General features: G+C 61.9%; 19 protein-coding genes. 8 read left to right on the top strand and 11 right to left on the bottom strand.

Going from position 1 to position 23568, the window contains the following annotated elements; all coding sequences use genetic code 11:
* Positions 1–364: 364 nt before the first annotated feature.
* From ACQ4LH_RS13995 to ACQ4LH_RS13975, 5 genes are all read left to right on the top strand, one after another.
* Positions 365–1384 (top strand): AraC family transcriptional regulator, encoded by a 1020-nt coding sequence (locus ACQ4LH_RS13995; protein WP_430697711.1) that lies wholly within the window; start codon positions 365–367, stop codon positions 1382–1384.
* 2 nt (positions 1385–1386) lie between these two features.
* Entirely contained in the window at positions 1387–2034 is a 648-nt protein-coding gene (locus ACQ4LH_RS13990; protein WP_430697710.1) for an MBL fold metallo-hydrolase, read from the top strand.
* 101 nt (positions 2035–2135) lie between these two features.
* Positions 2136–2792 carry an OmpA family protein gene (locus ACQ4LH_RS13985; protein WP_430697709.1) on the top strand — a complete coding sequence of 219 codons (657 nt, stop codon included), beginning with the start codon at positions 2136–2138 and terminating at the stop codon, positions 2790–2792.
* A gap of 172 nt (positions 2793–2964) precedes the next feature.
* Positions 2965–6723: a response regulator gene (locus ACQ4LH_RS13980; RefSeq protein WP_430697708.1), complete on the top strand. Its 3759-nt coding sequence runs from the start codon at positions 2965–2967 to the stop codon at positions 6721–6723.
* Positions 6724–6795: 72 nt separating this feature from the next.
* The gene (locus tag ACQ4LH_RS13975) at positions 6796–8946 is read left to right on the top strand and encodes a putative bifunctional diguanylate cyclase/phosphodiesterase (RefSeq protein ID WP_430697707.1); all 2151 of its coding nucleotides are present in this window, start codon (positions 6796–6798) and stop codon (positions 8944–8946) included.
* Positions 8947–8974: 28 nt separating this feature from the next.
* Here the strand turns inward: ACQ4LH_RS13975 and ACQ4LH_RS13970 are convergent, their stop codons facing one another.
* The 4 genes from ACQ4LH_RS13970 to ACQ4LH_RS13955 all read right to left on the bottom strand — a co-directional run bounded on the left by ACQ4LH_RS13970 (position 8975) and on the right by ACQ4LH_RS13955 (position 13761).
* Complete coding sequence (locus ACQ4LH_RS13970) at positions 8975–9880, bottom strand: acyltransferase (protein WP_430697706.1); 906 nt, start codon at positions 9878–9880, stop codon at positions 8975–8977.
* Between the two features lie 200 nt (positions 9881–10080).
* The gene (gene pta, locus ACQ4LH_RS13965) at positions 10081–12174 is read right to left on the bottom strand and encodes a phosphate acetyltransferase (RefSeq protein WP_430697705.1); all 2094 of its coding nucleotides are present in this window, start codon (positions 12172–12174) and stop codon (positions 10081–10083) included.
* A gap of 27 nt (positions 12175–12201) precedes the next feature.
* Entirely contained in the window at positions 12202–13389 is a 1188-nt protein-coding gene (locus ACQ4LH_RS13960) for an acetate kinase (protein ID WP_430697704.1), read from the bottom strand.
* Complete coding sequence (locus ACQ4LH_RS13955) at positions 13390–13761, bottom strand: DUF3565 domain-containing protein (protein WP_430697703.1); 372 nt, start codon at positions 13759–13761, stop codon at positions 13390–13392.
* Here ACQ4LH_RS13955 and ACQ4LH_RS13950 point away from each other — a divergent pair.
* From ACQ4LH_RS13950 to ACQ4LH_RS13940, 3 genes are all read left to right on the top strand, one after another.
* A complete protein-coding gene (locus ACQ4LH_RS13950; RefSeq protein WP_305593363.1) occupies positions 13730–14215 on the top strand; it encodes an FKBP-type peptidyl-prolyl cis-trans isomerase in 486 nt (161 codons plus the stop codon). The genes ACQ4LH_RS13955 and ACQ4LH_RS13950 overlap by 32 nt on opposite strands.
* 148 nt (positions 14216–14363) lie before the next feature.
* Positions 14364–14846, top strand: coding sequence for a glutathione peroxidase (locus ACQ4LH_RS13945; RefSeq protein WP_430697702.1), 483 nt, complete (start codon positions 14364–14366; stop codon positions 14844–14846).
* A 96-nt stretch (positions 14847–14942) separates the two neighbouring features.
* Positions 14943–15680, top strand: coding sequence for a nitroreductase family protein (locus ACQ4LH_RS13940; protein ID WP_430697701.1), 738 nt, complete (start codon positions 14943–14945; stop codon positions 15678–15680).
* A 23-nt stretch (positions 15681–15703) separates the two neighbouring features.
* On the opposite strand, the gene ACQ4LH_RS13935 is transcribed toward ACQ4LH_RS13940, so the two are convergent.
* From ACQ4LH_RS13935 to ACQ4LH_RS13905, 7 genes are all read right to left on the bottom strand, one after another.
* A complete protein-coding gene (locus ACQ4LH_RS13935) occupies positions 15704–17035 on the bottom strand; it encodes a DUF58 domain-containing protein (RefSeq protein ID WP_430697700.1) in 1332 nt (443 codons plus the stop codon).
* Positions 17036–17075: 40 nt separating this feature from the next.
* On the bottom strand, positions 17076–18182 hold the full coding sequence (locus ACQ4LH_RS13930) for an AAA family ATPase (protein ID WP_430697699.1): 1107 nt from the start codon (positions 18180–18182) through the stop codon (positions 17076–17078).
* A complete protein-coding gene (locus tag ACQ4LH_RS13925; protein WP_430697698.1) occupies positions 18179–19432 on the bottom strand; it encodes a DUF4350 domain-containing protein in 1254 nt (417 codons plus the stop codon). The genes ACQ4LH_RS13930 and ACQ4LH_RS13925 overlap by 4 nt, the downstream gene beginning before the upstream one ends.
* A complete protein-coding gene (locus ACQ4LH_RS13920) occupies positions 19429–21006 on the bottom strand; it encodes a DUF4129 domain-containing protein (RefSeq protein ID WP_430697697.1) in 1578 nt (525 codons plus the stop codon). The genes ACQ4LH_RS13925 and ACQ4LH_RS13920 overlap by 4 nt, the downstream gene beginning before the upstream one ends.
* Positions 20993–21973, bottom strand: coding sequence for a stage II sporulation protein M (locus ACQ4LH_RS13915; protein ID WP_430697696.1), 981 nt, complete (start codon positions 21971–21973; stop codon positions 20993–20995). The genes ACQ4LH_RS13920 and ACQ4LH_RS13915 overlap by 14 nt, the downstream gene beginning before the upstream one ends.
* A complete protein-coding gene (locus ACQ4LH_RS13910) occupies positions 21970–22692 on the bottom strand; it encodes an RDD family protein (RefSeq protein WP_430697695.1) in 723 nt (240 codons plus the stop codon). The genes ACQ4LH_RS13915 and ACQ4LH_RS13910 overlap by 4 nt, the downstream gene beginning before the upstream one ends.
* A gap of 110 nt (positions 22693–22802) precedes the next feature.
* Positions 22803–23564 carry a hypothetical protein gene (locus ACQ4LH_RS13905; protein ID WP_430697694.1) on the bottom strand — a complete coding sequence of 254 codons (762 nt, stop codon included), beginning with the start codon at positions 23562–23564 and terminating at the stop codon, positions 22803–22805.
* Positions 23565–23568: the final 4 nt, after the last annotated feature.

Raw genomic sequence — 23568 nt, 5'->3', positions numbered from 1 at the left:
ACTATGGATTCGCCAAGCGCTTCGGCAAAGGTTCACAACAGCCAATATTTCGGTCATTTATGGCCAATATTGCACGGGTGTACCAATCTTGGAGCTTGTTAGTGTCGTGAGTTGTGTTGCTAGTGCCCGTGCTAGAGCGTTTTTCAGGGTGAAGCCGGGCATTTACTGCGGCACTAGCATGCATGCGCCCAACCTTCGGTTGTGGTGAGCGACCTGCCAAGTCCTGAGTATGGCTAAAGCCTTTGTGCGAACTCAGCAGGTTTGCCGACCCGGCACTGTGGTGCATGGATGCCCTTGTCGGGTTTTGTCGAACAAGGTTATCGTCGCTGCCAGTGGTCATATCTGGCCAGATAATAAGAAGCCCATGAAGCCATCATTGAATTTCTCTGCCGAACTGGTTCCCGTCGCCTACGCCGCCGCCTTGCTCGACCTGGTTGAGGAGCTGGGCGTGCCGCGTGCGCAGCTGTTTGCCGAGGCGCGGGTACGCCCCGAAGTGATGGGCAATCCGCAGGGGCGGTTGTCCTTTATTGATTTCACCCAGCTCACCAGTAGCGCCTTACGCCTCTGTGATGAACCGGCGCTGGGTCTGCTGCTCGGGCAGCGGCTGAACGTCTCGACCCACGGCATCCTCGGTTATGCGGTGCTGTCCAGCGCCAACCTGGGCAAGGCCATGCAGTTCGCTCTGAAGTATTACAGGGTGCTGGGCCTAACTTATGAGCTGGAAATGGTCGAACTGGGCGCGCGGATTGAATTGCGCGCCAGCGAAACCATGCCGCTTGGTCCGCTCAGCCGTTTCGCCGCAGAAGGTTTGCTGACCAGCCTCTACACCATCGCGCGGTTTCTGGTGGGGGAGCGCTTGCAGGAGGTGGAGGTGGGCTTTGCCCATGCCGCACCGCATTACGCCGAGCGCTACGAACGGTTGTTTGGCGTGCCGGTGGCGTTTGAGCAGCCTTACCATCGCCTGAGCATGCCGATCACCTACCTGGATCGGCCGATGGCCCTGGCCAACCCGGCAACGGTGCAGATGTGCGAGCAGCAATGCGAAGCGCTGCTGGCCAGCCTGGATGTGCAGGACGGCCTGCTGACCCGCGTGCGCCGTCTGTTGCTGGCGCGCCCCGGCGACTTTCCCGACCTGGCTAGCGCCGCCGCAGCCCTGCACACCAGCGGCCGCAGCCTGCGCCGACACCTATCGATTATGGGCACCAGTTACCAGCAGGTGCTCGATGAGGTGCGCAAGAGCCTGGCCCTGCAATACCTCACCACCACCCACCTGCCGCTGTATGAAATCGCCTACCTGCTGGGCTTCAGCGACCCGTCGAATTTTCGCCGTGCGTTCAAGAAATGGACGGGTAAACTGCCCAGCGATTACCGCGCTGAGGAATAACCATGAGTTCTGCCGCAACCCCGACCCTGATCCGCGAAACCTTCCCCGTCGGGCCTTTGCAGTGCAACTGCACGATCATCGGTGACCCGCTGACCAAGAAGGCCATTGTGGTCGATCCGGGTGGCAATCCCGATTTGATCATGGCACGCCTGGAGGCCCATGGGCTGAAGGTGGTAAGCATCATCCACACCCACGCCCATCTGGATCACTTCCTCGCCTCCGGGCAGATGAAGGAGAAGACCGGCGCGACCCTGCACCTGCATAAGGAAGATCAGTTCCTCTGGGATAACCTGGAAATGCAGTGCCGCATGTTCGGTGTGCCCTACACGCCGGTGCCGTCGCCGGATCAGTGGTTGGCCGATGATGAGGAGCTGGCCTGCGGCTGTGGCGTGGCGCTGCACACGCCGGGGCATACGCCAGGCTCGATGAGCTTCTGGTTCCCCCAGGACAAACTGCTGATTGCCGGCGACACTCTGTTCAAGCGTGGTATCGGTCGCACCGACCTGTGGGGCGGTGATTACGCGACCATCGAGCGCTCGATCAAGCAGCGTTTGTATATCCTGGACGAGGACGCCACCGTGGTGACTGGCCATGGTGCCGATACGCGCCTCGGCGATGAGATGCGCGAGAACCCCTTCATTCGGGCATAGTCCTCCCACTCAATTGCGCGGCGAGGGGAACTTAAACCGCGTTTCTGGCTCGAAAATCCAGGTGCAAACCTGTCCCGATCCGATATTCAAAGGAAGTACGCATGAAGCTGTGGCGAAATCTGGCTGTTGTTACCCTCGGTCTTGGCGTGCTCGCCGGCTGTACCACCAACCCTTATACCGGTGAGCGTGAAGCGGGCAAGGCGGGCATCTACGGTGGTGTTGGCGCAGTTACCGGTGCGGTGATTGGCGCTGCCACGTCCAGCAAGAAGGACCGCGCCAAAGGTGCCTTGATCGGTGCGGCAGTTGGTGGCGCGGCAGGTGGTGGCTACGGCTATTACGTCGATACCCAGGAAGCCAAGCTGCGTCAGACCCTGCAGGGCACTGGCGTACAGGTGCAGCGCAATGGCGATGACCTGAAGCTGATCATGCCGGGCAATATCACCTTTGCCAGCAACTCGGCAGATATCTCCAGCAGCTTTTACCCAACGCTCAACTCCCTGGCCACGGTGTTCAAGGAGTTCGACAAGAACGGTGTGGATATCGTCGGTCATACCGACAGCACCGGTTCGTTGGAGTTGAACCAGAACCTCTCCAATCGCCGTGCGCAGAGCGTCGCTTCTTACCTGAGTGCCAATGGCGTGCCAGCTTCGCGCCTGACGTCCTTTGGCGCAGGTCCGAACCAGCCGATTGCCAGCAATGCCAATGAAGCAGGTCGCGCGCAGAACCGCCGGGTAGAAATCAACCTGCGTCCGCTGTAACCGCAGCGCCCCATAAAAGCCGCGCATTCGCCTGAATGCGCGGCTTTTTTATGCCTGCAATTTAGACTCGGCCGCCTGTTCAATTCGTGACTAGACTGCTGGCAGTGGTTCCAATAACCCCGCCGCAACGGCGCGTTGCCCGCGCCAGACATGGACGAAAACTGGAGAGATCATGGACGACAAGCCAGCACCCACTTCGCGTAAACCCTGGCTGCCATTGTGGGTCACCCTGGCCTTGTCGCTTGGCCTGGGGGCCTTGATCGTCTGGCAGTGGCAGGTCTTCGAACAGCGTGAGCGCGAGCAGAGCCAGCAGCGCTTCGAGCTGGAAGCGCAGGACATCGGCCAGCGCGTGAGAAGCCGTATGCGCGCCTATGAAATGGTCCTGCGGGGCGTTTCCGGGCTGATGACCGGTAGTGACCATGTGTCCCTGACTGAATGGGATCGCGCCCTCGATCAGCTGCAGCTGCAAGACCGCTATCCGGGCATCCTGGCCCTGGCCTGGTCGCGGTATCTGCGTGCCGAACAGCTTGATGCTTTTCTGGCTGCGCAGCAGAGCCAGGGGCGAGCGGACTACCAGATTTCCCCAGCAGGGGCGCGCGAGCATTACCTGTTGATCGACTACATCAGCCCGCTGGATTGGCGCAACCGAAGGGTGCTGGGTTACGACATGCTCAGCGAAGCCGTACGGAATGCCGCAGTTGAGCAGGCCATCGACAGTGGCCAGGCAATTCTCAGTGCGCCGGTCACCTTGCGCCAGGAAACCGAGGCCAATGTGCAGGGTGGGGTGCTGCTGTTTCTCCCGGTGTACCTGCCTGGCATGCCGCAGAGTAGTGCTGAGGAGCGTCGGGCGGCCTTGCTTGGCGTGGTGCATGGGGCGTTTCGCAGCCATGAGCTGATGGAGGGCATTCTCGGTGCGCAGAGCCAGCGTTTCGATGTGGTGATCAAGGATCAGCAAGCCTTGCAAACCCCGTTGTTAAGCGCCGAGGCGCAGGGCGCAGAGCTGCAGCCACGCTTCAAGCATGTGCTGGAATTGCCGCTGTATGGCCGTAACTGGGTTCTGGAGGTAACCAGTACGGCGGCTTTTGAGGCCACTCTGTCCAGCCGTGGCGGCATCAGTCTGTGGATCGGCTTGGTGGCAGCGGCTCTGCTGGCGTTGCTGGTTGGTGGCTACCTGTATCTGCGTGAGCGCGAGCTGCATGCCAATCATCTGGCCACCGATAAATTGCGTGAGCGTGAAGAGCGTTTTCGCCTGCTGGTCGAGCGGCTGCCGGTGGCGACGTTGCTGTGCAACGCCCAGGGCCGTATCGAGATGGCCAACCGCAGCGCCGCCGACTTGCTCGATTCGACCACCGAGGGCTTGATCGGTGAGCGGGTCAAACGCTTTCTGCCGACCGTCGAGCAACTGAGTGCACTGGCGATTGATCACGATACCTCTGAGCTGTCCAATGAATACCTGGCCCGTCGCGACCTCGGCGAAGAAGTGCCGGTGGCCCTGAGCCTGAGCGTGCTGGGCGACTCTGGTGGGGTCAATTACCTGATCAACCTGATTGACCTGCGCGCGCGCAAAGGCGCTGAAGAGCGTTTCCGTCTGGTGGTCGAAGCGTCGCCCAATGCCATTGTGCTGGTCGACAATCAAGGCTGTATCGCCATGGTCAACCGCCAGACCGAGCAGATGTTTGGTTATGGCCGCGAGGAGTTGCTCTCTCAGCCGGTAGAGATTTTGCTGCCCACGGCCTTGCGTGGCAGCCATGTGCCGATGCGCCAGGGCTACCAGAAAACCCCGGAACCACGGCGCATGGGCAATAACCGTGAGCTGTTCGGCCAGCACCGCGATGGTCGACAGATTCCGTTGGAGGTGGGCCTTTCGCCGATCCGTGGCGGCGAAGATGCACTGGTGCAGGCAGTGATCATCGACATCAGCGAGCGTAAGGCCGCCGAGCAGCGCCTGCGTGATCAGGCCGAGCAGCTGATTCTGGCCAACCGCTACAAGTCGGAATTTCTCGCCAACATGTCCCACGAGCTGCGCACGCCGCTCAATAGCATCCTGATTCTCAGCGATCAGCTGCGCCTGAACAGCGCCGGCAACCTGACCGAGAAGCAGGCCAAGCATGCCGACATCGTGCACCGCGCTGGCAGTGATCTGCTGCAGCTGATCAACGATGTGCTGGACCTGGCCAAGGTCGAATCCGGGCGCATGCAGCTCAAGCTCGAACCGCTGAACATGCAGGACATTCTGGTCGAGCTGGATGCCAGCCTGCGGCCGATGGCCGAGATCAAGGGCCTGCGTTTGCATACCCAGCTGGAGGCCGGGGTGCCACGGGTGATTCACACGGACCGCATCCGCCTGCAGCAGATCCTGCGCAACCTGCTGTCCAATGCCCTCAAGTTCACCGAGCACGGCGAGGTCAGCCTGACTGTTTCCTGCGCCAGCGGTGAACCGGAGGAGGGCCATGAGCTGCTCAACTTCAGCGTGCGCGACAGCGGCATTGGCATTGCGGCCGAGCAGCATGAGCAGATTTTCCAGGCCTTTCAGCAGATCGACGGTTCCACCAGTCGGCGCTTCGGTGGCACCGGGTTGGGGTTGGCGATTACCCGTCAGCTGGTACTGGCGATGGACGGCGAGATCAGCCTGCAAAGCGCGCCGGGTGAAGGCTCCTGCTTTACCGTGCACCTGCCGGTGCGCGTGGTGGCGCAGGCCCAGACGGAGCCGGCAGCAGACGCGCCGCAACGCAGCGGTGAAGGCCCTGCGGTGCTGATTGTCGAAGACGATGTGAATTTTGCCGCGGTGTTGGCCGAAGAGGCGCATGCCCACGGCTTTTCCAGCGTGCATTGCCGCTCTGGGTTGCAGGCGCTCAACCTGCTGCAAGGCGAGCATTTCAGTGCGGTGATCCTGGATATCCTGCTGCCGGATATCAGCGGTTGGCAGCTGTTTCGCCGCCTGCGCGGCCAGGCCAGCCATCGCAACACGCCGGTGCATATCATCTCCTGCGTGCCGCAACCGGTGGACTGGAATGATGACGGCACGCGCTACCTGGTCAAGCCGATCCAGCGCGCGGATCTGGAGCAGGTCTTTGTCGACCTGCAGCAGCTTGACCAGTCCCCGGCGCAACGGCTGTTGCTGGTCGAGGATGTCGAGGTTGAGCGTGAACATTACCGTGAGCATCTGCAGCAGCTGGGCTTCGATGTACAGGCCTGCGCGCGTGCCGATGAGGCGCAGCAGGCCTACGCCAGTGGGATGTTTAACGCATTGGTGATCGACCTCGACCTGCCCGATCAGGACGGCTTTGAACTGCTGGAAACCCTCAACCGGCAGCGTCCGCTGAATGGCACGCGGGTGGTGATCAATACCGGTGTCGATGTCACCCGCCAGGCTTTGCAGCGCCTGCGCCGTTACAGCGCTGTGGTGGTGCACAAGCACGGCGAGGACATGCAGGAACTGAGCGAGGCGGTGCAGGGCTTTCTCGGCAGTGTGCGCGCCCCCTCAGGGGCGAGAGGCTTCAGTGTCGAGAGCCCGCTGGAAGGGCGGCGTGTGCTGCTGGTGGATGATGATGTGCGCAACGTCTACGCCTTGACCGCCTTGCTCGACGAGGTGGGGTTGATCATCAGCTCGGCCAAGGACGGCCAGGAAGCCATCAACTGTTATGAGCGCGAGCCGTTCGACCTGATCCTGATGGACATGGCGATGCCGACCATGGACGGCTACACCGCTACCCGGCTGCTCAAGACCGAGCATGGCTGCAATATTCCGATCATCGCCCTGACCGCGCATGCGATGAAGGGGGACCGGGAGAAGTGCATCACTGCGGGCGCCGATGACTACCTGGCCAAACCGGTCAGCCGCGAGGCTTTGCTCGAGCTGCTGGTGCGCTGGTTGGCCACTGTCGAGCCACCGAAGCGCTCATTCGCAGCACCTGCAGCACCACCGCAGTAGTTTTGCCAGCGCCTGCTAACCTGAACCGCAACAGGAGTCGCAAGGCGCTCGCCAGGGACACAGGGAGGAGATATGGCACACGTGCAGCTGAAGGTCGCCGCCAGTACGCAGATTCTGCTGGTGGTGGACGACCGCCCGGAGAATTTGGAGGCCATGCAAGCCCTGCTGGAAGAGGGCGACTGGCAACTGCGCTGTGTCGACTCGGGCGAGGCCGCCCTGCAGTGCCTGCTCGAAGAGGACGTCGGCCTGGTGCTGCTGGATGTGCAAATGCCGCACATGGACGGCTTCGAAGTCGCCCGGCTGATGCGCGGCAACCCGCGTACCCGCTACACCCCGATCATCTTCGTGTCCGCTATCTCCCAGACCCAGGACTCGGTCATCAAGGGCTACGCCACCGGCGCGGTGGATTTCGTGCTCAAACCGTTTGACTCCAACGTGCTGCGCCACAAGATTCACGCCCTGCTCGAACATGAGCGCAGTCGCAGCGAACTGCTGCAGCTGACCCAGCAACTGGACACGGCGCGGGCCTTCAATGCCTCGGTGCTGGACAACGCCGCTGAAGGCATCATGGTGGTGGGCGAAGATGGCCGCATCAATTTCGCCAACCCGGCCATGGCGCGCATGCTTGAGGGTTCGATCAACGATCTGGAAGGCAGTGAAATGCTTTCCTACCTGGTCAGCCCGCAAGTGACCAGCGACTGGCGTCAGTCCGAGTTTTATCTGCAGTGGCGGCGCGGCGAAGCTTATCGCTTGCACGATGCCAGCTTGCGCACGCTGAACGGCGGGCAGGTGCCGGTAGCGCTGTCCTGTTCACCCTTGCCGCGCCTACAGCACGCGATGGTAGTGATGGCCCTGGATATGTCGGTGGTGCGCCACCTGCATCAGCAGCTGGAGTCCCAGGCGATTACCGATGCCCTGACCGGCCTGCTTAACCGTCGTGGCTTCTATCAGGCGTTGGAGTCGGCGCTGTCGCGGATCAATCGCAGCGGTCAGCGCATGGCCGTGCTCTATCTCGATCTGGATGGTTTCAAACGCATCAATGATTCGCTCGGCCACGATGTCGGCGACCGTTTGCTAAAACTGGTCGGCGAACAACTCAAGGCCAGTCTACGACCCTACGACAGCCTGGCGCGCATTGGCGGCGATGAATTCACCGCCTTGCTCGACAGCCTGGAGCACCCGGAAGACGCCGCGCGCATCGCCGAAAAACTGATCGAGCAGGTGTCGGTGCGGCATAACCTCGACGGCATTGAGGTGACCCTGGGCGCGAGCGTGGGCATTGCCTGTTTCCCTGAATGTGGGCAAACCGTGGAAGGTTTGCTGCGGGCAGCGGACATGGCGATGTACGAGGCTAAACGCACTGGTCGCCAGCAATACCGCTTCTTCTCCCCGGAAATGAACGGCCGCGCGCGCTCACGGCTGATGCTTGAAGAAAGCCTGCGCAATGCCATCGAGAATGATGATTTCGTCCTGGTCTATCAGCCGCAGATCTACCTGGAAACCGGGCGTCTGCGCGGCTTCGAGGCTTTACTGCGCTGGCAGCATCGGGTTGCCGGCACTGTGGCCCCCGGGGTGTTTATTCCACTGCTGGAAGAAACTCGCCTGATCAATCGACTGGGCAGCTGGATCTTCCAGGCAGGGGTGGAAAAGTGCCAACAGCTGAGCCAGCAGTACGGCGACGAGCTGGTGATCAGCCTGAATGTCAGCCCGGTGCAGTTCGGCATGCCGCAACTGGTCGATGACCTGCGTCGGGTGCTGGATCAGCATGAGTTGGCCCCGCAACAGCTGGAGGTGGAGGTTACCGAAAGCGCGCTGATGCAGGACCTGGAAACCAGCCAGGAACAGCTGCGCCAGCTGCGCAAACTGGGCGTAAAGATCGCCATCGATGACTTCGGCACCGGTTACTCGTCGCTGGCCTACCTGCGCCATTTCGAGCTGGATACGCTGAAAATCGACCGGCTGTTTATCTCCAATATGCTCGACTCGCCGCGCGACGCCGCGGTGGTCAGCACCATCATCGACCTGGGGCGTAACCTGGGTTTGGAAGTGATCGCCGAGGGCGTGGAAACCATGGCCCAGCGAGATTGGTTGGCCGCGCACAACTGCGCGATCATGCAGGGCTTTCTGGTTGCGCCAGGGCTGAGCGCCGAGCAGATCAAAACCTTCCCCGCGCAGCTGGATTGGCACAACTTGCCGCTACGCAATGAAAAGCCCGCTGATTAAGCGGGCTTGAGGCTGCTGCGATAGCGTTTTAGCGCGCGGGATAGCGCTGCTTTAGCTCATCCAGCTGCGCATCCTTATCCAGCCACAACTGGTTGACCCACTGCTGGAACTGCAGGCGGTAGGCTTCGTCCTGATCGTAGTTGCCGCCAATAAATTCCTCGGGAATCTGCACCTGATCGAAACGCACCACCACCTGGTCAATCCGCCCGCACAGCAGATCCCAGAATCCTGGGGTGCCCTGCGGGTAATGAATGGTGACGTTGACCAGGCTGTGCAGCTGTTCACCCATTGCATCCAGTACAAAGGCAATGCCGCCAGCCTTGGGCTTGAGCAGGTGCTTGAACGGTGACTGCTGCTGCGCGTGCTTGGCGGGTGACAGGCGTGTGCCTTCGAGGAAGTTGAACACCGACACCGGGTTGGTCTTGTAACGCTCGCAGGCCTTGCGCGTGGTGGCCAGGTCCTGACCGCGTTTTTCCGGGTGCTTGGCCAGGTATTCCTTGCTGAAGCGCTTCATAAAGGGAAATTCCAGTGCCCACCAGCACAGGCCAATCACTGGCACCCAGATCAGCTCTTGCTTGAGGAAGAACTTGAGAAAGGGGATGCGACGGTTGAGCTGGTATTGCAGCACAAGGATATCTACCCAGCTCTGATGGTTGCTGGTCACCATGTAGGAATGTTGCATGTCGAAGCCCTTGAGTCCTTCGACATTCCACTCGGTCTTGCCTACCAAATGCATCCAGAATTTGTTGACGGAAATCCAGAACTCGGCAGTCGCATGCATGGCCGCGCGCAGCGCGCGCTGCACCTTCGGAATGGGCAGCAGAAATTTCAGCAGGGCTCCGATAAATAGCGGCCAGCAGCAGATAAGGGTGTTGAGGGCGAGCAGCATACCTGCAATCAAACCACGTAATGGAGCAGGCAAAAAATGCAGCATGGGGACAGGTGCCTCCAAGAAAGGGGCTTATGCCCCGACTTATCTATGCCTGTGGTTTTCCACCACAGATCGGTCGGCGCACAGGTTAACGCCTGTGTACCGAACTGCAAGCCTTTCGAAACGCTGGTGATCGCTGCGGTTCGCGGATTTTTAGCGCTTTTGCTTGGCCAGGGCTGCCGCTGAGCAGCCCTGGCTATGCGTTACTGCGGCAGGTTGGCAGCCTGAATCGCGGTCAGGGCAATGGTGAAGACGATATCGTCGACCAGTGCACCGCGTGACAGGTCATTTACCGGCTTGCGCAGGCCCTGCAGCATCGGCCCGACACTGACGCAATCGGCGCTGCGTTGTACCGCTTTGTAGGTGGTGTTGCCGGTATTCAGGTCGGGGAAGATAAACACCGTGGCGCGGCCGGCGACCGGGCTGCCAGGGGCTTTCTGCCGGCCGACGCTTTCAATCGCCGCCGCGTCGTATTGTAGCGGGCCGTCGAGTAGCAGATCGGGGTTGCTGGCCTTGGCCAGGCGGGTGGCCTCGCGGACTTTCTCGACCTCTTCACCGCTGCCGGAATCGCCGGTGGAGTAACTGAGCATCGCCACCCGCGGAATGATGCCGAAAGCGCTGGCCGAGGCTGCGCTTTGCAGGGCGATTTCTGCCAGTTCCACCGCCGTCGGGTCTGGGTTTACCGCACAGTCGCCGTAGACCAGCACTTGATCGGGCAGCAGCATAAAGAACACTGACGACACCAGCTTGTAGCCGGGCGCGGTCTTGATCAGCTGCAGCGCCGGGCGGATGGTGTTGGCGGTGGTGTTGATGGCACCGGAAACCAGACCGTCGACTTCATCCAGTGCGAGCATCATGGTGCCCAGCACCACGGTGTCTTCCAGTTGTGCGGCGGCCATCGGCGCGTTCAGCCCTTTGCCTTTGCGCAACTCGACCATGGGCTCGACATAGCGCTCGCGGATCAGGTCCGGATCGAGGATTTCCAGGCCTTCCGGCAGTTCGATGCCATGGGCGTGGGCCACCGCGTGAACGTCTTCCGGCTTGGCCAGCAGCACGCAGCGGGCGATGCCGCGGGCCTGGCAGATGGCGGCGGCCTGTACGGTGCGTGGCTCGCTGCCTTCCGGCAGAACGATGCGTTTGTTCGCTGCCTTGGCGCGTTGCACGAGCTGGTAGCGGAACGCCGGCGGCGACATGCGCAGCTCGCGCGGCGTACCGCAACGAGCGAACAGCCATTCGTGGTCGATATGGCTGGCGACGAAGTCGGCGACTTTTTCCGCACGCTCCTTGTCGTCGACCGGGATTTCCTTGTTCAGGCGGTTGAGGTTGGTCGCGGTGTCGTAAGAGCCGGTGCTTACCGTCATCACCGGCAAACCGCCCTGCAGCGCGCCACGGCACAGCTCCATGATCCGTGGATCGGGGGCAAAGTCGCTGCACAGCAGCAGGCCGGCCAGCGGCATGCCGTTCATGGCGGCCAGGCTGGCGGCGAGGATAATGTCGTCGCGGTCCCCCGGCGTCACCACCAAGGTGCCGGGCTTGAGCAGTTGCACGGTGTTGGCCACAGCGCGGGCGCAGAGCACGATCTTCAGCATGCGCCGCTGCTCGTAATCACCGGCATTCAGCACCCGCGCGCCGAGCAGGTCGGCGATGTCGCGGGTGCGTGGAGCGTTCAGCTCGTCCTGCCAGGGGATGCAGCCGAGCAGGCGGAAGCCATCGCCCTTGAGCAGTGGCGAGAGTTCTTTCAGGCGAGCGGCGAAGGCTTCGATGCCATCGTCACTGCGTACCTTGTTGAGGATCACCCCGAGCACTTTCTCGTCCTTCGGCCCGCCAAATAGCTGGGCCTGGATTTCCACCCGGTCGCTCAGTTCGCTAAGGCTTTCCTGTTCCGGCGCGGAGACCAGAATCACCTCGGCATCCACGCTCTTGGCCAGGTGGAAGTTGACTCGCGCGGCGTAGCTGGCCTGGCGCGTCGGCACCATGCCTTCGACGATCACCACGTCTTTGCCTGCAGCCGCTTGCTGATAGAGGCTGATGATTTCTTCCAGCAGTTCATCCAGCTGGCCGTCGCCGAGCATGCGCTCGACATGCGCCAGGGCCAGCGGTTTTGGCGAGTGCAGGCCATGGGTGCGGGCGATCAGCTCGCTGGAACGCTCTGGGCCCATGTCGCCCTGATGCGGTTGGGCAATGGGTTTGAAGAAGCCGACCTTGAGGCCGGCACGCTCCAGGGCGCCGACCAGGCCCAGGCTGATCGAGGTAAGGCCGACACCAAAACCGGTGGGGGCAATAAAGAAAGTGTGCATTCGCGCTCCGTAGTAGTCAGGTGACGATCAGGCTTCGAGTAGCGCCAGGGTGTCGAGGGCAATCTGTCGTTCTTCATTGGTCGGTACGATCAGCACGCGCGGGTGTCCATCGGCCTGGATCTGCCCGGCTGAGCCGCGCACGGTGCGGGCGTTGGCCGGCTCGTCGAGGGCCAGGTTGAGCAATTTCAGGTGGGCGACGACCTTGCTGCGGATCAGCGCTGAGTTCTCGCCGATACCGCCGGTAAAGATCAAACCGTCGAGTTGCGGCAGGGCGCAGCTCATGGCTGCCAGGGATTTGGCCAGGCGGTAGCAGAACACCTCGATGGCCAGGGTGGCGCCGGCATGGCCGTGTTCGCGGGCCTGTTCCAGGGTGCGCATATCATTGGACAGGCCGGAGAGGCCTAGCAGGCCGCTGTCTTTATTGAGCATGGCTTCGATCTGCTCCAGGCTCCAGCCCAGGGTGCGCGCCAGGTGGCTGTGCAGATTGGGGTCGACATCGCCGCTGCGCGTGCCCATCACCACACCTTCCAACGGCGTCAGGCCCATGCTGGTGTCGCGACTCTGGCCATCGACGATGGCGCAGGTCGAACAACCGTTGCCCAGGTGCGCCACCAGCCAGCTACTGGCATTGACCGACAGCCCGGCCATTTCTGCGGCGCGCTGGCTGACAAAGCGGTGGCTGGTGCCATGGAAGCCATAACGGCGCACGCCATGTTCACGGTACAGGTGCTCGGGTAGGGCGTAGCGATAGGCGTGTTCGGGCAGGGTCTGGTGAAACGCAGTGTCGAACACCGCTACCTGGGTCAGGCTGGGGAACAGCTTGATCGCCGCTTCGATACCCTGCAGGTTGGCCGGGTTATGCAGCGGAGCCAGCGGCGCGGTGGCGCGAATTGCGGCGAGGCTTAGCGCATCCAGACGGCAGGCCGCAGTGAAGTGCTCACCGCCATGCACCACGCGGTGGCCAATACCGTGCAATTGCCCGCCCGTTGCGGCCTGCACCAGAGGTAACACCTGGGCGAGGGCTGCGCGGTGATCGGCATGGGGCAGAATCAGGCTGTCTTTGCTGTCGCCCTGCTGCCAGTGAACTTGCGCATCCGGGCTGCCCAGGCGCTCGGCTAGGCCGCTGAGGATAAAGACGTCTTGGTCTTCGTTGATCAGGGCAAATTTGATCGATGAACTGCCGCAGTTGATCACCAGAATATTGCGTGCGGGCATTTACCGCTCCTTGTTCAAATCTTGGTTCGGGCGCTCTGTCAGCGCCTCGCTTGCGCCTTTTTCAGCCGCGCACCAGCCGCACAGGAAAGGTTCGCCAACGTGCGCCTGGCGTTGCTGCGCATCCAGCACCCAGGCGCGATTCTGCCAGGGCGGCTGGTGGCGCAGGTGCTGAGTATGGCCGCAGGACAATACTGCCACCCAATGGCCGTGCTCATCCTGACGGAAATCAAGCACGCGCACTGAGGCCGCGCTTGGCCGTCCGTCTGTGTCCGGTTCGCTTTCGCGCGTGCCCTTGGGTAAACTTGCCCGCTCTTTATTTCCAAGCAAAAGGTCTCGCCCCATGCTGATCGCCGCCAATAAGGCCGTCTCCATCGACTATACCCTGACTAACGATGCCGGTGAGGTGATCGACAGTTCCGCAGGCGGCGCGCCGCTGGCTTATCTGCACGGTGCCGGCAACATCATCGGCGGCCTGGAAAAAGCCCTGCTGGGCAAGCAAGCCGGCGACGAGCTGGAAGTTGCAGTCGAGCCGGAAGACGCCTACGGCGAATACAGCGCCGAGCTGGTAGCCACCCTCAACCGTTCGATGTTCGAAGGTGTTGATGAGCTGGAAATCGGCATGCAGTTCCACGCCTCCGGCCCGGATGGCGGCATGCAGATCGTCACCATCCGTGAACTGGAAGGCGACGACGTGATTGTCGACGGCAACCACCCACTGGCTGGCCAGCGCCTGCACTTCAAGGTCAAGGTCATCAGCGTACGTGATGCCAGCGAAGAAGAAGTCGCTCATGGGCATATCCATGGCGAAGGTGGTCATCACCACTAAGGTTTAGCCTTATGTCATAGCCGCGAGTCGACTTATGGTCGTATCAACCGCTGGCTCGACTGCTAAGCTGCAACAGAAGAAAGGCGCCTTCAGATAGGCGCCTTTTTTGTCCGCTACGTGTAATCCGTGTGTTCTCAAGGAGTTAGCCATGAGTGCCTTTCACGACCTCAACCTGCGTGCACTGGATGGCCATGAGCTGCCGCTGGCACCCTTCAAGGGGCAGGTAGTGTTGGTGGTTAATGTGGCTTCCAAGTGTGGCCTGACGCCGCAGTACGCAGGCCTGGAAAAGCTGTATCAGCAGTACAAGAACCAGGGTTTCAGCGTGTTGGGCCTACCGTGCAACCAGTTTGCCGAGCAGGAGCCTGACAGCGAGGAAGCCATTCGCGAGTTCTGTAGCCTCAATTACGGCGTGACCTTTCCCCTGGGCAGCAAGCTTGAGGTGAACGGGCCGGAGCGTCATCCGCTGTACCGTTTGCTGGCGGGCGAGGGTGCCGAATTTCCTGGCGATATCACCTGGAACTTCGAGAAATTCCTCGTTGGTCACGACGGTCGCGTGCTGGCGCGCTTCTCGCCGCGCACCACACCGGATGATCCAAGTGTCATTCAGGCTATCGAAAAGGCCCTGGGCTAAGGCCATTTGCGCCAAGGCTGCGGACTAAGCCGGTATCCAGCTTGTTCGCGGCCAGGCATCGCGGCTTAATCGGTCGATCTGCCGAGGATGCCCCAGATGAGCCTGTTTCCTGCCGACACTGCTATTTCCCCTGCCACCCCCGCTGCGCTTCGTGAGCTGATCGAGAGCCGTCGCGCGGTGCGACGCTTTACCTCTGAACTTGTGCCTGATGAAGTCGTGCGTGATTGTCTGGAGCTGGCGGTGCTCGCGCCCAACTCCTGCAACCTGCAGCCCTGGAGTTTTCAGGTGATTCGCGACCCTGCGTTGCTGGCCCGTTTGCACCCGGTGTGCATGAGTCAGAACGCCGCTAAGGCGCCGCTGATTATTGCCGTACTGGCGCGTCCGGACACCTGGAAGCAGGCTTGCCAGAGCATCATCGACTACTGGCCGGAGCCGCAAGTGCCGGCGCGGATTCGCAGCTTCTACAACAAGACCGCACCCTTTCAGTACAACCAGGGGCCATTTGGCCTACTTGGGTTATTCAAGCGTCAGCTGCTGCGCGTGGCTGCCTGGCGCAAGCCATTGATGCGCGCGCCCAACAGCCGCGCGCAGATGCGCATCTGGGCGGTCAAGTCCACGGCATTGGCGGCGCAGAACCTGATGTTGGCCTTCCAGAGCCATGGCTATGCCACCTGCCCGATGGAAGGCTTTGATGAGGTGCGTTTGCGCAAGACCCTGAACATTGCACGTCAGGCTTTGCCGATCATGCTGCTAGCTGTGGGCAAGCAGGATGAGAAGGGCGTGTACAACCCGCGTCTGCGTTTTCCGCTGGAGCAGCACGTGACGTGGCTATAACGCTGGCTGGGCCGGCGAGGCGGTTACAGTACGCCGGCCTTTTTCCAGGCCAGATAACTGCTCACCAGCTGCGGCCCCAATTCACTAGGCCGCGCATCCAGCACCGGCACCTTATTGGCAATCAGGCGCTCGTGCAGGCCGGCGCGGGCATTCAGGTAGTCCAGGGTGCCGCAGTAATCCAGAGCGCTGGACAGGTCCTGTACCGGGGTGTGGCGCAGGGTATCCAGCACTTCTTCACGTAAGCTGGCGACCAGCACGCGGTGTTGGCGGCCCAGGCGTTTGACCGCCCCGAGCAGCGCCTGATCATCCTCATCGCGCAGGTTGGTTACCAGCACCACCAGGGCGCGGCGGCGCTGACGGCTAAGCAGGTTTTCCACTGCGGCGGTGAAGTCCGCCGGTTGCTGGGTGCTGCGCAGGTCGTACAGGGCATTGAGCAGCACATTCAGTTGCGCCTGGCCTTTGACCGGAGCGAGGAAGCGGTTCTGCTCGCCTGCAAAGGTCGACAGGCCCACCGCATCGCCCTGGCGCAGCGCCACGTAGCTGAGCAGCAGGCAGGCGTTGAGGGCGTGGTCGAAGTGCGACAGCTCGCCATCCTGGCTGCGCATACGCCGGCCGCAATCGAGTAGGAAGATGATCTGTTGATCGCGCTCATCCTGGTACTCGCGGGCAATCGGTGTGCGTTTGCGCGCGGTGGCCTTCCAGTCGATTTGCCGCAGGGTGTCGCCGTCGCGAAACTCTCGCAGTTGGTGGAACTCCTGACCGAGGCCGCGGCGTTGCTGCTGGCGCACGCCAAGCTGGCTGAGCCAGTCATCCACTGCCATCAACTGCGCGCCATATAGGCGGGCAAAGTCCGGGTAAACGCGGGTTTCCGCAGTTAGCGGCAAATACCGCCGGGCGCGCCACAAGCCCATGGGGCTGGGCAGGCTGACTTCGCACTGGGGGAAGTGAAAGTGTCCACGCAGCAGCGGGCGCACGCGATAGCTGACCTGAGTTTGCTCGCCGGGATGTAGATCAACCTTGAGCGGCAAGTGCTCGAAGGCCATATCACCAGGCAGATGGTCGAACACCTCAACCTGCAGCGCGCGGTTGTAACTGTGGTGCAGATTCAGCCGCACTTCGCTCCAGCGCCCCAGCGGCAGGTTGCCGGGCAACTGGCGCTCGATGCGCGGCGATGGCACTTGGCGCAGCAGCAGGGCGTCGACCAGCGCCAGGCCAAGCAGCACTAGCAGCAGACCCCAGTAGATTGGGGTAAAGCTGCGCGGCACGGCGATGGCCAGGGCACTGCAGATGCCCAGTGCAATGCCGAGTACGAACAGGCCAGCCAGCAGCGCCAGCAACGCGCGCGAGGGTTTCATGCCGTAGCGCCTTTCGATGCGGGCTTTTTCCATGTGAGGGTCATAGGCGCGGTGCCGGAACCTGATCGAGCAGTTGTTGCAGCACCTGATCCACCGATAGGCCTTCGATATCCAGCTCTGGCGACAAGCGTACGCGGTGGCGCAGTACGGCCAGGGCGCAGCCCTTGATGTCATCCGGCAGCACGAAATCACCGCCGCGCAGCAGGGCGCGGGCACGGCCGCAGCGGACCAAGGCAATCGAGGCGCGCGGCCCGGCTCCTATTGCCAGGCCCGGCCAGGTACGGGTGGCACGGGCGATACGCACGGCGTAATCGAGCACCTGCTCATCGATCGGCAGGTCGCTGGCGATCTTCTGCAGTGCCAGTACATCGCGGGCTTGCAGCAGGGTGCGCAGTGGGGTGACTTCGAGCATGTCGGCTTTGCTCGAACGCGCCACCTGGCGAACCATATTCAGCTCTTCGCTCTGCTCGGGGTAATCCATGCGCAGCTTGAGCATAAAGCGGTCGAGTTCGGCTTCCGGCAGCGGGTAGGTGCCTTCCTGCTCGATCGGGTTCTGCGTGGCCAGCACCATAAATGGCAGCGGCACATTCAGGGCGCGGCCTTCCAAGGTCACCTGACGTTCCTGCATCACTTCCAGCAGCGCCGCCTGGGTCTTGGCCGGGGCGCGGTTGATTTCATCCGCCAGCAGCAGGTTGGTGAACACCGGGCCCTTGCGCAGCTTGAACTGCTCGCTCTGCAGGTCATACACAGCGTGGCCGGTAACGTCACTGGGCATCAGATCCGGGGTGAACTGGATGCGCGAGAACTCACCGCCAAAGCAGCGCGCCAGAGCGCGCACTAGAAGGGTCTTGCCCAGGCCGGGAACGCCTTCGACCAGTACATGGCCACCGGCAATCAGGGCGCTGAGCACATCGTCGATCACCGCCGTCTGGCCGATCAGGGCTTTCTGCAATTCAGCGCGCAGCGCTTGAGCCAACTGGCTGGCACGCTGGCGCTGAGCATTCGGATTGGCCGCAGCGGCTGCCGGGGCAGCTGGCGCTGGCGTTGGTGCCGCAGCCGCAGCCGGTGCCTCGGTGACGGGCTCAGTGGTTACGGCAGCAGGTTCGATTGCGCTTTCCGGCTGTTCGGGGGTGTGTTCGCTCGTCATAGGGCATTCCTGAGGGTTTGCAGGTTGGCGACCTGGCGGGTGAAATCGGCGGCAGCCAGTCGCTGCTTGGGCAACGGCCGCATGGCTTGGCTGATAACGCTGGAAGGCTGGCGGGTCAGGCGGCTAAGCACCTGCCATTGTTCGGCCACAGCGAGGCGTTCGAAACCGGGGTGACGATGCCGCGCGCGGCGCTGGATATCCTGTTGCAAGCCTTGCAGCAGGCTGTGCTGGCCGTTGTGGCGCAGCAGGAAGTCGGCGCTGCCACGCAGGTGTTCCTGCAGCTGCCGGCGATTGCGGCTGGCGGGCAACAGCAGCGGGCCCTGGCGCATGCCCAGGTGCCACAGGCCGAATGCCAGCAACAGCGCTAGGGCGACCAACGCATGGGGGAAGTGTTCGAGCAACAGGCTAAACAGGTCATCGCGGTCGGCGCGGTAGAGCAGGGTGACCTGGCTGTCCTGGGTCATGTACCAGAGCAACCATGCGTTGTCGTATTCGCCGATGCCCAGGTTCTGCCAGATCCAGCTGTCGCTGACCACGCTGATCAAACCATCGCCATGGTAGAGCTGCAGCAGGTGGGTGGCCGCATCGCTGTTGGCCCAGGCGTGGGCACGGTTCTCGGCATCGTAGAGGTGGTAGTCGGTGTCGAAGTTGAAGTAGGCCGGTGCCTCTTCATTCTCCAGATAAAGCTGGGTCAGTTCCGGGTAGGCGTTGCCTTCGTCTGTAGCGGCCGGTGTTTCTTCATCTGGTATCGGCTCGGCTTGCGGCTCGGCGTTGGGTTCGTCCTCGGTTGAGGCCTCTTCATCCGCCGCTTCGCTGGCGTCCTCATCGAGCTCTTCGCTCTCGTATTGCTGGATGCCCAGGCTGTCGAGCAGCAAGTCGCCGCTTTTGCCTTCTTCTTCATCCCACAGCCGTTCGGCGACAAACAGCAGGTGACCACCCTTGGCGGCCCAGGACAGCAGGCGTTCGGCCTGCTTGGGCGTCATCCGGTTACGATCACCGAGCAGCAGCAGGGTTTGCCCGGCGCTCGGCAGGTCCTTCATGACTTCCAGGCCATCGGCTCGTTGCACCTGCAGGCCCTGCTTGCGCAGGAAATGCTCGGCGGCCAGGTAAGGATTGGCCTGCGCTTCGGGATCGGGGCCATGTTCGAGGGTTTCCTGATAGGGCGTGAGCTTGCCCAGCAGGTAGATGCCGAGCAAGCCGAGCACCAACAGCAGACCTGCGACGAGGAAGAACTGGAGACGCCGGTTCATGCCTGCGCCCCTTGTTCGAACAGTCGCCGCCAGGCATTGCACAGGCCCTGCTTGAGCGCCGCCGGCGGTAGGCGATGGCCGTAAGCGAGGTTCTGCCAGTGGCGTGTCAAAGCATGGCTGAAGTGGCTGAGGTCTTTCTGCTGCAGTGCCTGCACCAGTTGCAGCACTTCGGCTTCGGTGTGCGAACTTTTCAACGGCAGGCGCTGTTCATGCAACATGCGACTTAGCAGGGCGCGGTAGAGCAGGCCGAGGGCAGCGCGCGGCTGCTCATCCCAGAGCCGTTCAACCTCCCCGGGAATATCCGCTGGCAGGCTTTGTGGCGCCACTTCCAGGCCGAATAGCTGTTCTGGCGGTTGGTACTTGCGCGCTTGCGGCAGACGCAGGCGCCCGGCAAAGGTGCTCAGCCAGTCGCGGTAGCGCCACAGCAGCCAGGCAATTAGGCTGAACAGCGCAGCCCACAGCAGCACTTCGAAGAACAGCGCCACAGCGTCGACGCTCTTCCACATTTCGGTGAGTTTGAAGAATTTCTCCAGTAGCTCGATCAGGGCCTTGGCGTCTTCTTCGTTGGGCTCCTTGGGTTCGTCGCCGAGGCGCCAGCGGGTGACGGTTTCGCGGTGTTCGAAGGGCGGCTGATCGAGCAGCTGGCTGATGCTCTCCTGCGCTTCCAGGCTGGTCAGCGGTTGTTTGAGCAAGCGTTCGGCTTGCGGCCCAATGGGGTCTTCAATCGGCAGCGGGCAGCTGCTTACGGGTGCGGCGGCCATGGCGCTGCTCGGCACCTGCATCAACAGTACGCCGCATCCCAGCAGCAGGGCATAGGCCACGCCAGTCAGGCGTTGGCGCAAGCGGCGGAATACCAGTTCGATATCCCAGGCTTCCAGGGCGGTGCGCCGGTTCAGGTAGAGGGTAAAGCCGCAGGCTACGTAGATCGGTTCCCAGAGAATCAGCAGCAGGACATAAATCAGGTTGGACAGGTGCTCAAGCCATAGCCATTCGCCAGAAGCGGCATTGACCAGGCTGTCCCAGGTCCAGTCCAGCTCCATTTGCGCCGGCAGCAGCATGTAGACGAAGCTGATGATGCCGAACCACAGCGCCATCTCCAGGTGCATGCCGACTACCGTCAGCCAGCTGGCGCCGCCTGCATCACGCTGGCCGAGGACGATCAGGCGCTGGCTGCGAGCCTTGCCGGACAGGCCTTCGAGCTGCTGCACGGGTAGGTCGAAGCTACGCGTGGGGCTCAGTCGGCGCCAGGTCAGGCTGGCTAGCAGTTGCGGTTTGAGCAGGCCGGGCAGGGCTTTCAGCGCTTGTTTGAGGCTGGGCGTGGAGCCAAACAGGGCGTGCGAGAGGATATACAGCGGCAGGCGCTCATAGGCCGGTTTCAGCCACCAGAAAATCAGCAGGGCGATGCTTGGGTAGTCCCACAGCAGCAGGCACAGCAGGGCGAATATCGGCACGGTTACCAGCGCCCAGCTGGCCATCAGCAGGCTGGCATGCTGTTTAGCAAGCAACACACCGAGATCGACGGCTTCCCAGGCGCTGCGTGGGCGAATGGCGACGCTGGCATCAGTCAGGCGCATGTGCACCTCGGCCAGCCAGCAGCAGATAGGCCAGCACCAGTAGCCAGAGGCCTGCGCCTACCCAGTATTTAACCAATGGGCTGGCCAGGTCCATGGATGACCAGTAAGCCTCGATAAAGGCCGCCAGCAGGAGAAATACGATCACCCCGCCGATCAGCCGTACACTGCTGCTGGCCGCTACCCGCAGGGCTTCACCGCGTGGCAGGCGGCCGGGAACCAGCAGTGCCCAGCCGAGTTTCAGGCCCGCCGCACCGGCCAGAGCAATGGCGGTCAGTTCGAACGCGCCGTGGCCAACGACGAACGACCAGAAGGTTTCGCCATAGCCGATTTGCGTCAGATGGCCGGCCACTGCGCCGATCATCAGACCATTGAATAGCAGAAAGAACAGGCTGCCGAGGCCGAACAGCAGGCCGCTGGCAAAGGTCTGAAAGGCGATGCCGATGTTGTTCATGATGTAGTAGCCGAACATCATCCAGTCATCGCCGGAGTCTCGTTCGCTGAAGCGGCCGATGCGCCTGGCGTCGGGGTCGTACATCTTTTCCATCCCAGCAACCTGGTCGGGTGCCATCACCCCGTAGACCAGGTCGGGAAAGTGATAGACCATGCTGCCCATCAGCAGCAGGCTGCCGAAGAACAACAGGCTGGCGGCGGCAACAAAGCGCCATTCGGTCCGGACTAGGCGCGGAAAACCGGCGAGGATAAAGCCAAGTAATTGGCCGCCCAATGGGCTGCGGTGGCGATAGAACTGCTGGTGGCCGCGCATGGCGAGCAGCTGCAACTGCTCGATCAGGTGGCTGCTATAGCCACGACTCTGCGCCAGGGCCAGGTGCTGGCACAGGCTGCGGTAGTCGGCGGCAAAAGCCTTGCACTGCTGGCTATCGGCCTTGCCGCGCTCAAGGGCTTCGAGCTGCGTGTTGAAGGCTTGCCAGTCGGCCTGGTGCTGCTTTTCAAATAGGCTCTGTTTCATGTCGACCCCAACAAACCACGGGCAATACCGTGGATCTGTTGTTCGGCCTGTTCGGTGGGTACCTGCAACGGTTCGGCGAGAATGCTTGCCAGCTCCTGGCGTCGTGCGCTGGACAGGCTCTGGGCGCGCTCGGCAAATCCGAGTAGGGCGCGCTGCTCGCTCAGGCTCATGCTGAACGGTGCACGCAGGGCTTCGGCTTGCGGCAATTCGGGGGCTGCCGGGGCGTTATCGCGATACACCACCAATGTGCCGGCGGCGATATCGCCGAGGCGCTTGAACGCCGGGTGATTCAGGCAGCTGAGAATGCCCAGGGTGTAGCCAAAGGGCAGGATGTCGACGAAGCGCAGCAGATTGCGGGTCAGCGAGGCGGCCCAGCCAATCGGCGTGCCGTCGTCATGAATCACCCGCAGGCCCATCATCTGCTTGCCGGGTGAACGGCCCTGGTTGAGCACTTCAAACAGCACCATGTACCACCAGGTCACAAGAAACAGCAGGATGGTGCCCAGGCCCATGCCGAATTGGCCGAGCAAGGCGAGCACGGCAAATAATGCGCCGAGCAGGGCACCGCGAATCAGCAGGTCGATGCTGAATGCCAGGGCGCGCGGTACTACACCCGCCGGGCGCAGGATCAGGTCGATGCCTTCGGGCGTTTCCACCTTATAGCGAGTATCCAGCAGCGGGCGAGCGGCGACTGAAGCAGGGGTTGGCGTGGGCGACATCGGCAGACTGCGTCGAGGAAAGCCCGATGCTAGCCAGCAGCAGGCAGGGAAGCAACCGGCTCAGTGATCTGAGCCGGCGCATCGGGGCTATTTATCTGTTTATTTGCGAATTACTGCGGTGCCGGCAATACGCCGAAGATGGTGCGATAGAGCACGCCCATGGCGATGACAAACAGCGGAATGGTCCAGACCAGGCCAATACCCAGTGGGATTGCGCTGACGAGCGTGATCAGACCGAGCAGCAGGAACAGACCAAAGACCTTGAACCAGCGCTGGGTAATTGCCTTGCGCGAGGCTTCCAGGGCTTGCCACGGCGTCAGGCCGCGCTCAACCACCAACGGGATGGCCAGCATATAAGCAATGGCAAGGTACAGGCCGGGAATGATCAGCAGGAACATGCCGAGGTAGATCAACAGCATGCTGATAATCGCGGTAATCACCAGCGGCACGGTGCGGCCGAAGTGGCTGAAGATGTCATTGAAACTGATCGGTTGGTCGGCGGCGCGACGGATGCCGATCATGTTGATCCCAGCCATAAAGGGGTAGGCCAGGGCCGAGGCCAAAATGCCGATGACCAGTTCGGCCACTACCGCGAGCATCGGGCTTTCGCTGACTACGCCCAGCAGGCCGAAGAACCCGCCAATTAGAAAGGACGCTGCGAGCAGCACGGCGTAGAACACCAGAAAGCCGCCGATGATGATGCCTTTGGTGCCTTTTACCCGTTGCCAGGCTTCGCTGAGCTGGTCACTGATGTTGAAGTCGTAGCCACGGCTCAGAGCTTCTTCGATGCTCGGCACCTGGCTGTCGCGCGGCGCTTCTTGCAGTGCGCTGGCTGGAGCGGCGTAGGGATTGCTGGGGCTGATGTCACTCATGGGG

The organism is Pseudomonas peli (assembly GCF_050563605.1).
Taxonomy (GTDB): domain Bacteria; phylum Pseudomonadota; class Gammaproteobacteria; order Pseudomonadales; family Pseudomonadaceae; genus Aquipseudomonas; species Aquipseudomonas peli_A.
Note: the sequence above shows the minus strand (reverse complement) of the source record. Positions and strands in the feature narration are given on the sequence as shown.

Coding starts and splice junctions, on each gene's coding strand:
- ACQ4LH_RS13995 (WP_430697711.1), top strand. CDS start 365: ATGAAGCCATCATTGAATTTCTCTGCCGAACTGGTTCCCGTCGCCTAC.
- ACQ4LH_RS13990 (WP_430697710.1), top strand. CDS start 1,387: ATGAGTTCTGCCGCAACCCCGACCCTGATCCGCGAAACCTTCCCCGTC.
- ACQ4LH_RS13985 (WP_430697709.1), top strand. CDS start 2,136: ATGAAGCTGTGGCGAAATCTGGCTGTTGTTACCCTCGGTCTTGGCGTG.
- ACQ4LH_RS13980 (WP_430697708.1), top strand. CDS start 2,965: ATGGACGACAAGCCAGCACCCACTTCGCGTAAACCCTGGCTGCCATTG.
- ACQ4LH_RS13975 (WP_430697707.1), top strand. CDS start 6,796: ATGGCACACGTGCAGCTGAAGGTCGCCGCCAGTACGCAGATTCTGCTG.
- ACQ4LH_RS13970 (WP_430697706.1), bottom strand. CDS start 9,880: ATGCTGCATTTTTTGCCTGCTCCATTACGTGGTTTGATTGCAGGTATG.
- pta (WP_430697705.1), bottom strand. CDS start 12,174: ATGCACACTTTCTTTATTGCCCCCACCGGTTTTGGTGTCGGCCTTACC.
- ACQ4LH_RS13960 (WP_430697704.1), bottom strand. CDS start 13,389: ATGCCCGCACGCAATATTCTGGTGATCAACTGCGGCAGTTCATCGATC.
- ACQ4LH_RS13950 (WP_305593363.1), top strand. CDS start 13,730: ATGCTGATCGCCGCCAATAAGGCCGTCTCCATCGACTATACCCTGACT.
- ACQ4LH_RS13955 (WP_430697703.1), bottom strand. CDS start 13,761: ATGGAGACGGCCTTATTGGCGGCGATCAGCATGGGGCGAGACCTTTTG.
- ACQ4LH_RS13945 (WP_430697702.1), top strand. CDS start 14,364: ATGAGTGCCTTTCACGACCTCAACCTGCGTGCACTGGATGGCCATGAG.
- ACQ4LH_RS13940 (WP_430697701.1), top strand. CDS start 14,943: ATGAGCCTGTTTCCTGCCGACACTGCTATTTCCCCTGCCACCCCCGCT.
- ACQ4LH_RS13935 (WP_430697700.1), bottom strand. CDS start 17,035: ATGAAACCCTCGCGCGCGTTGCTGGCGCTGCTGGCTGGCCTGTTCGTA.
- ACQ4LH_RS13930 (WP_430697699.1), bottom strand. CDS start 18,182: ATGACGAGCGAACACACCCCCGAACAGCCGGAAAGCGCAATCGAACCT.
- ACQ4LH_RS13925 (WP_430697698.1), bottom strand. CDS start 19,432: ATGAACCGGCGTCTCCAGTTCTTCCTCGTCGCAGGTCTGCTGTTGGTG.
- ACQ4LH_RS13920 (WP_430697697.1), bottom strand. CDS start 21,006: ATGCGCCTGACTGATGCCAGCGTCGCCATTCGCCCACGCAGCGCCTGG.
- ACQ4LH_RS13915 (WP_430697696.1), bottom strand. CDS start 21,973: ATGAAACAGAGCCTATTTGAAAAGCAGCACCAGGCCGACTGGCAAGCC.
- ACQ4LH_RS13910 (WP_430697695.1), bottom strand. CDS start 22,692: ATGTCGCCCACGCCAACCCCTGCTTCAGTCGCCGCTCGCCCGCTGCTG.
- ACQ4LH_RS13905 (WP_430697694.1), bottom strand. CDS start 23,564: ATGAGTGACATCAGCCCCAGCAATCCCTACGCCGCTCCAGCCAGCGCA.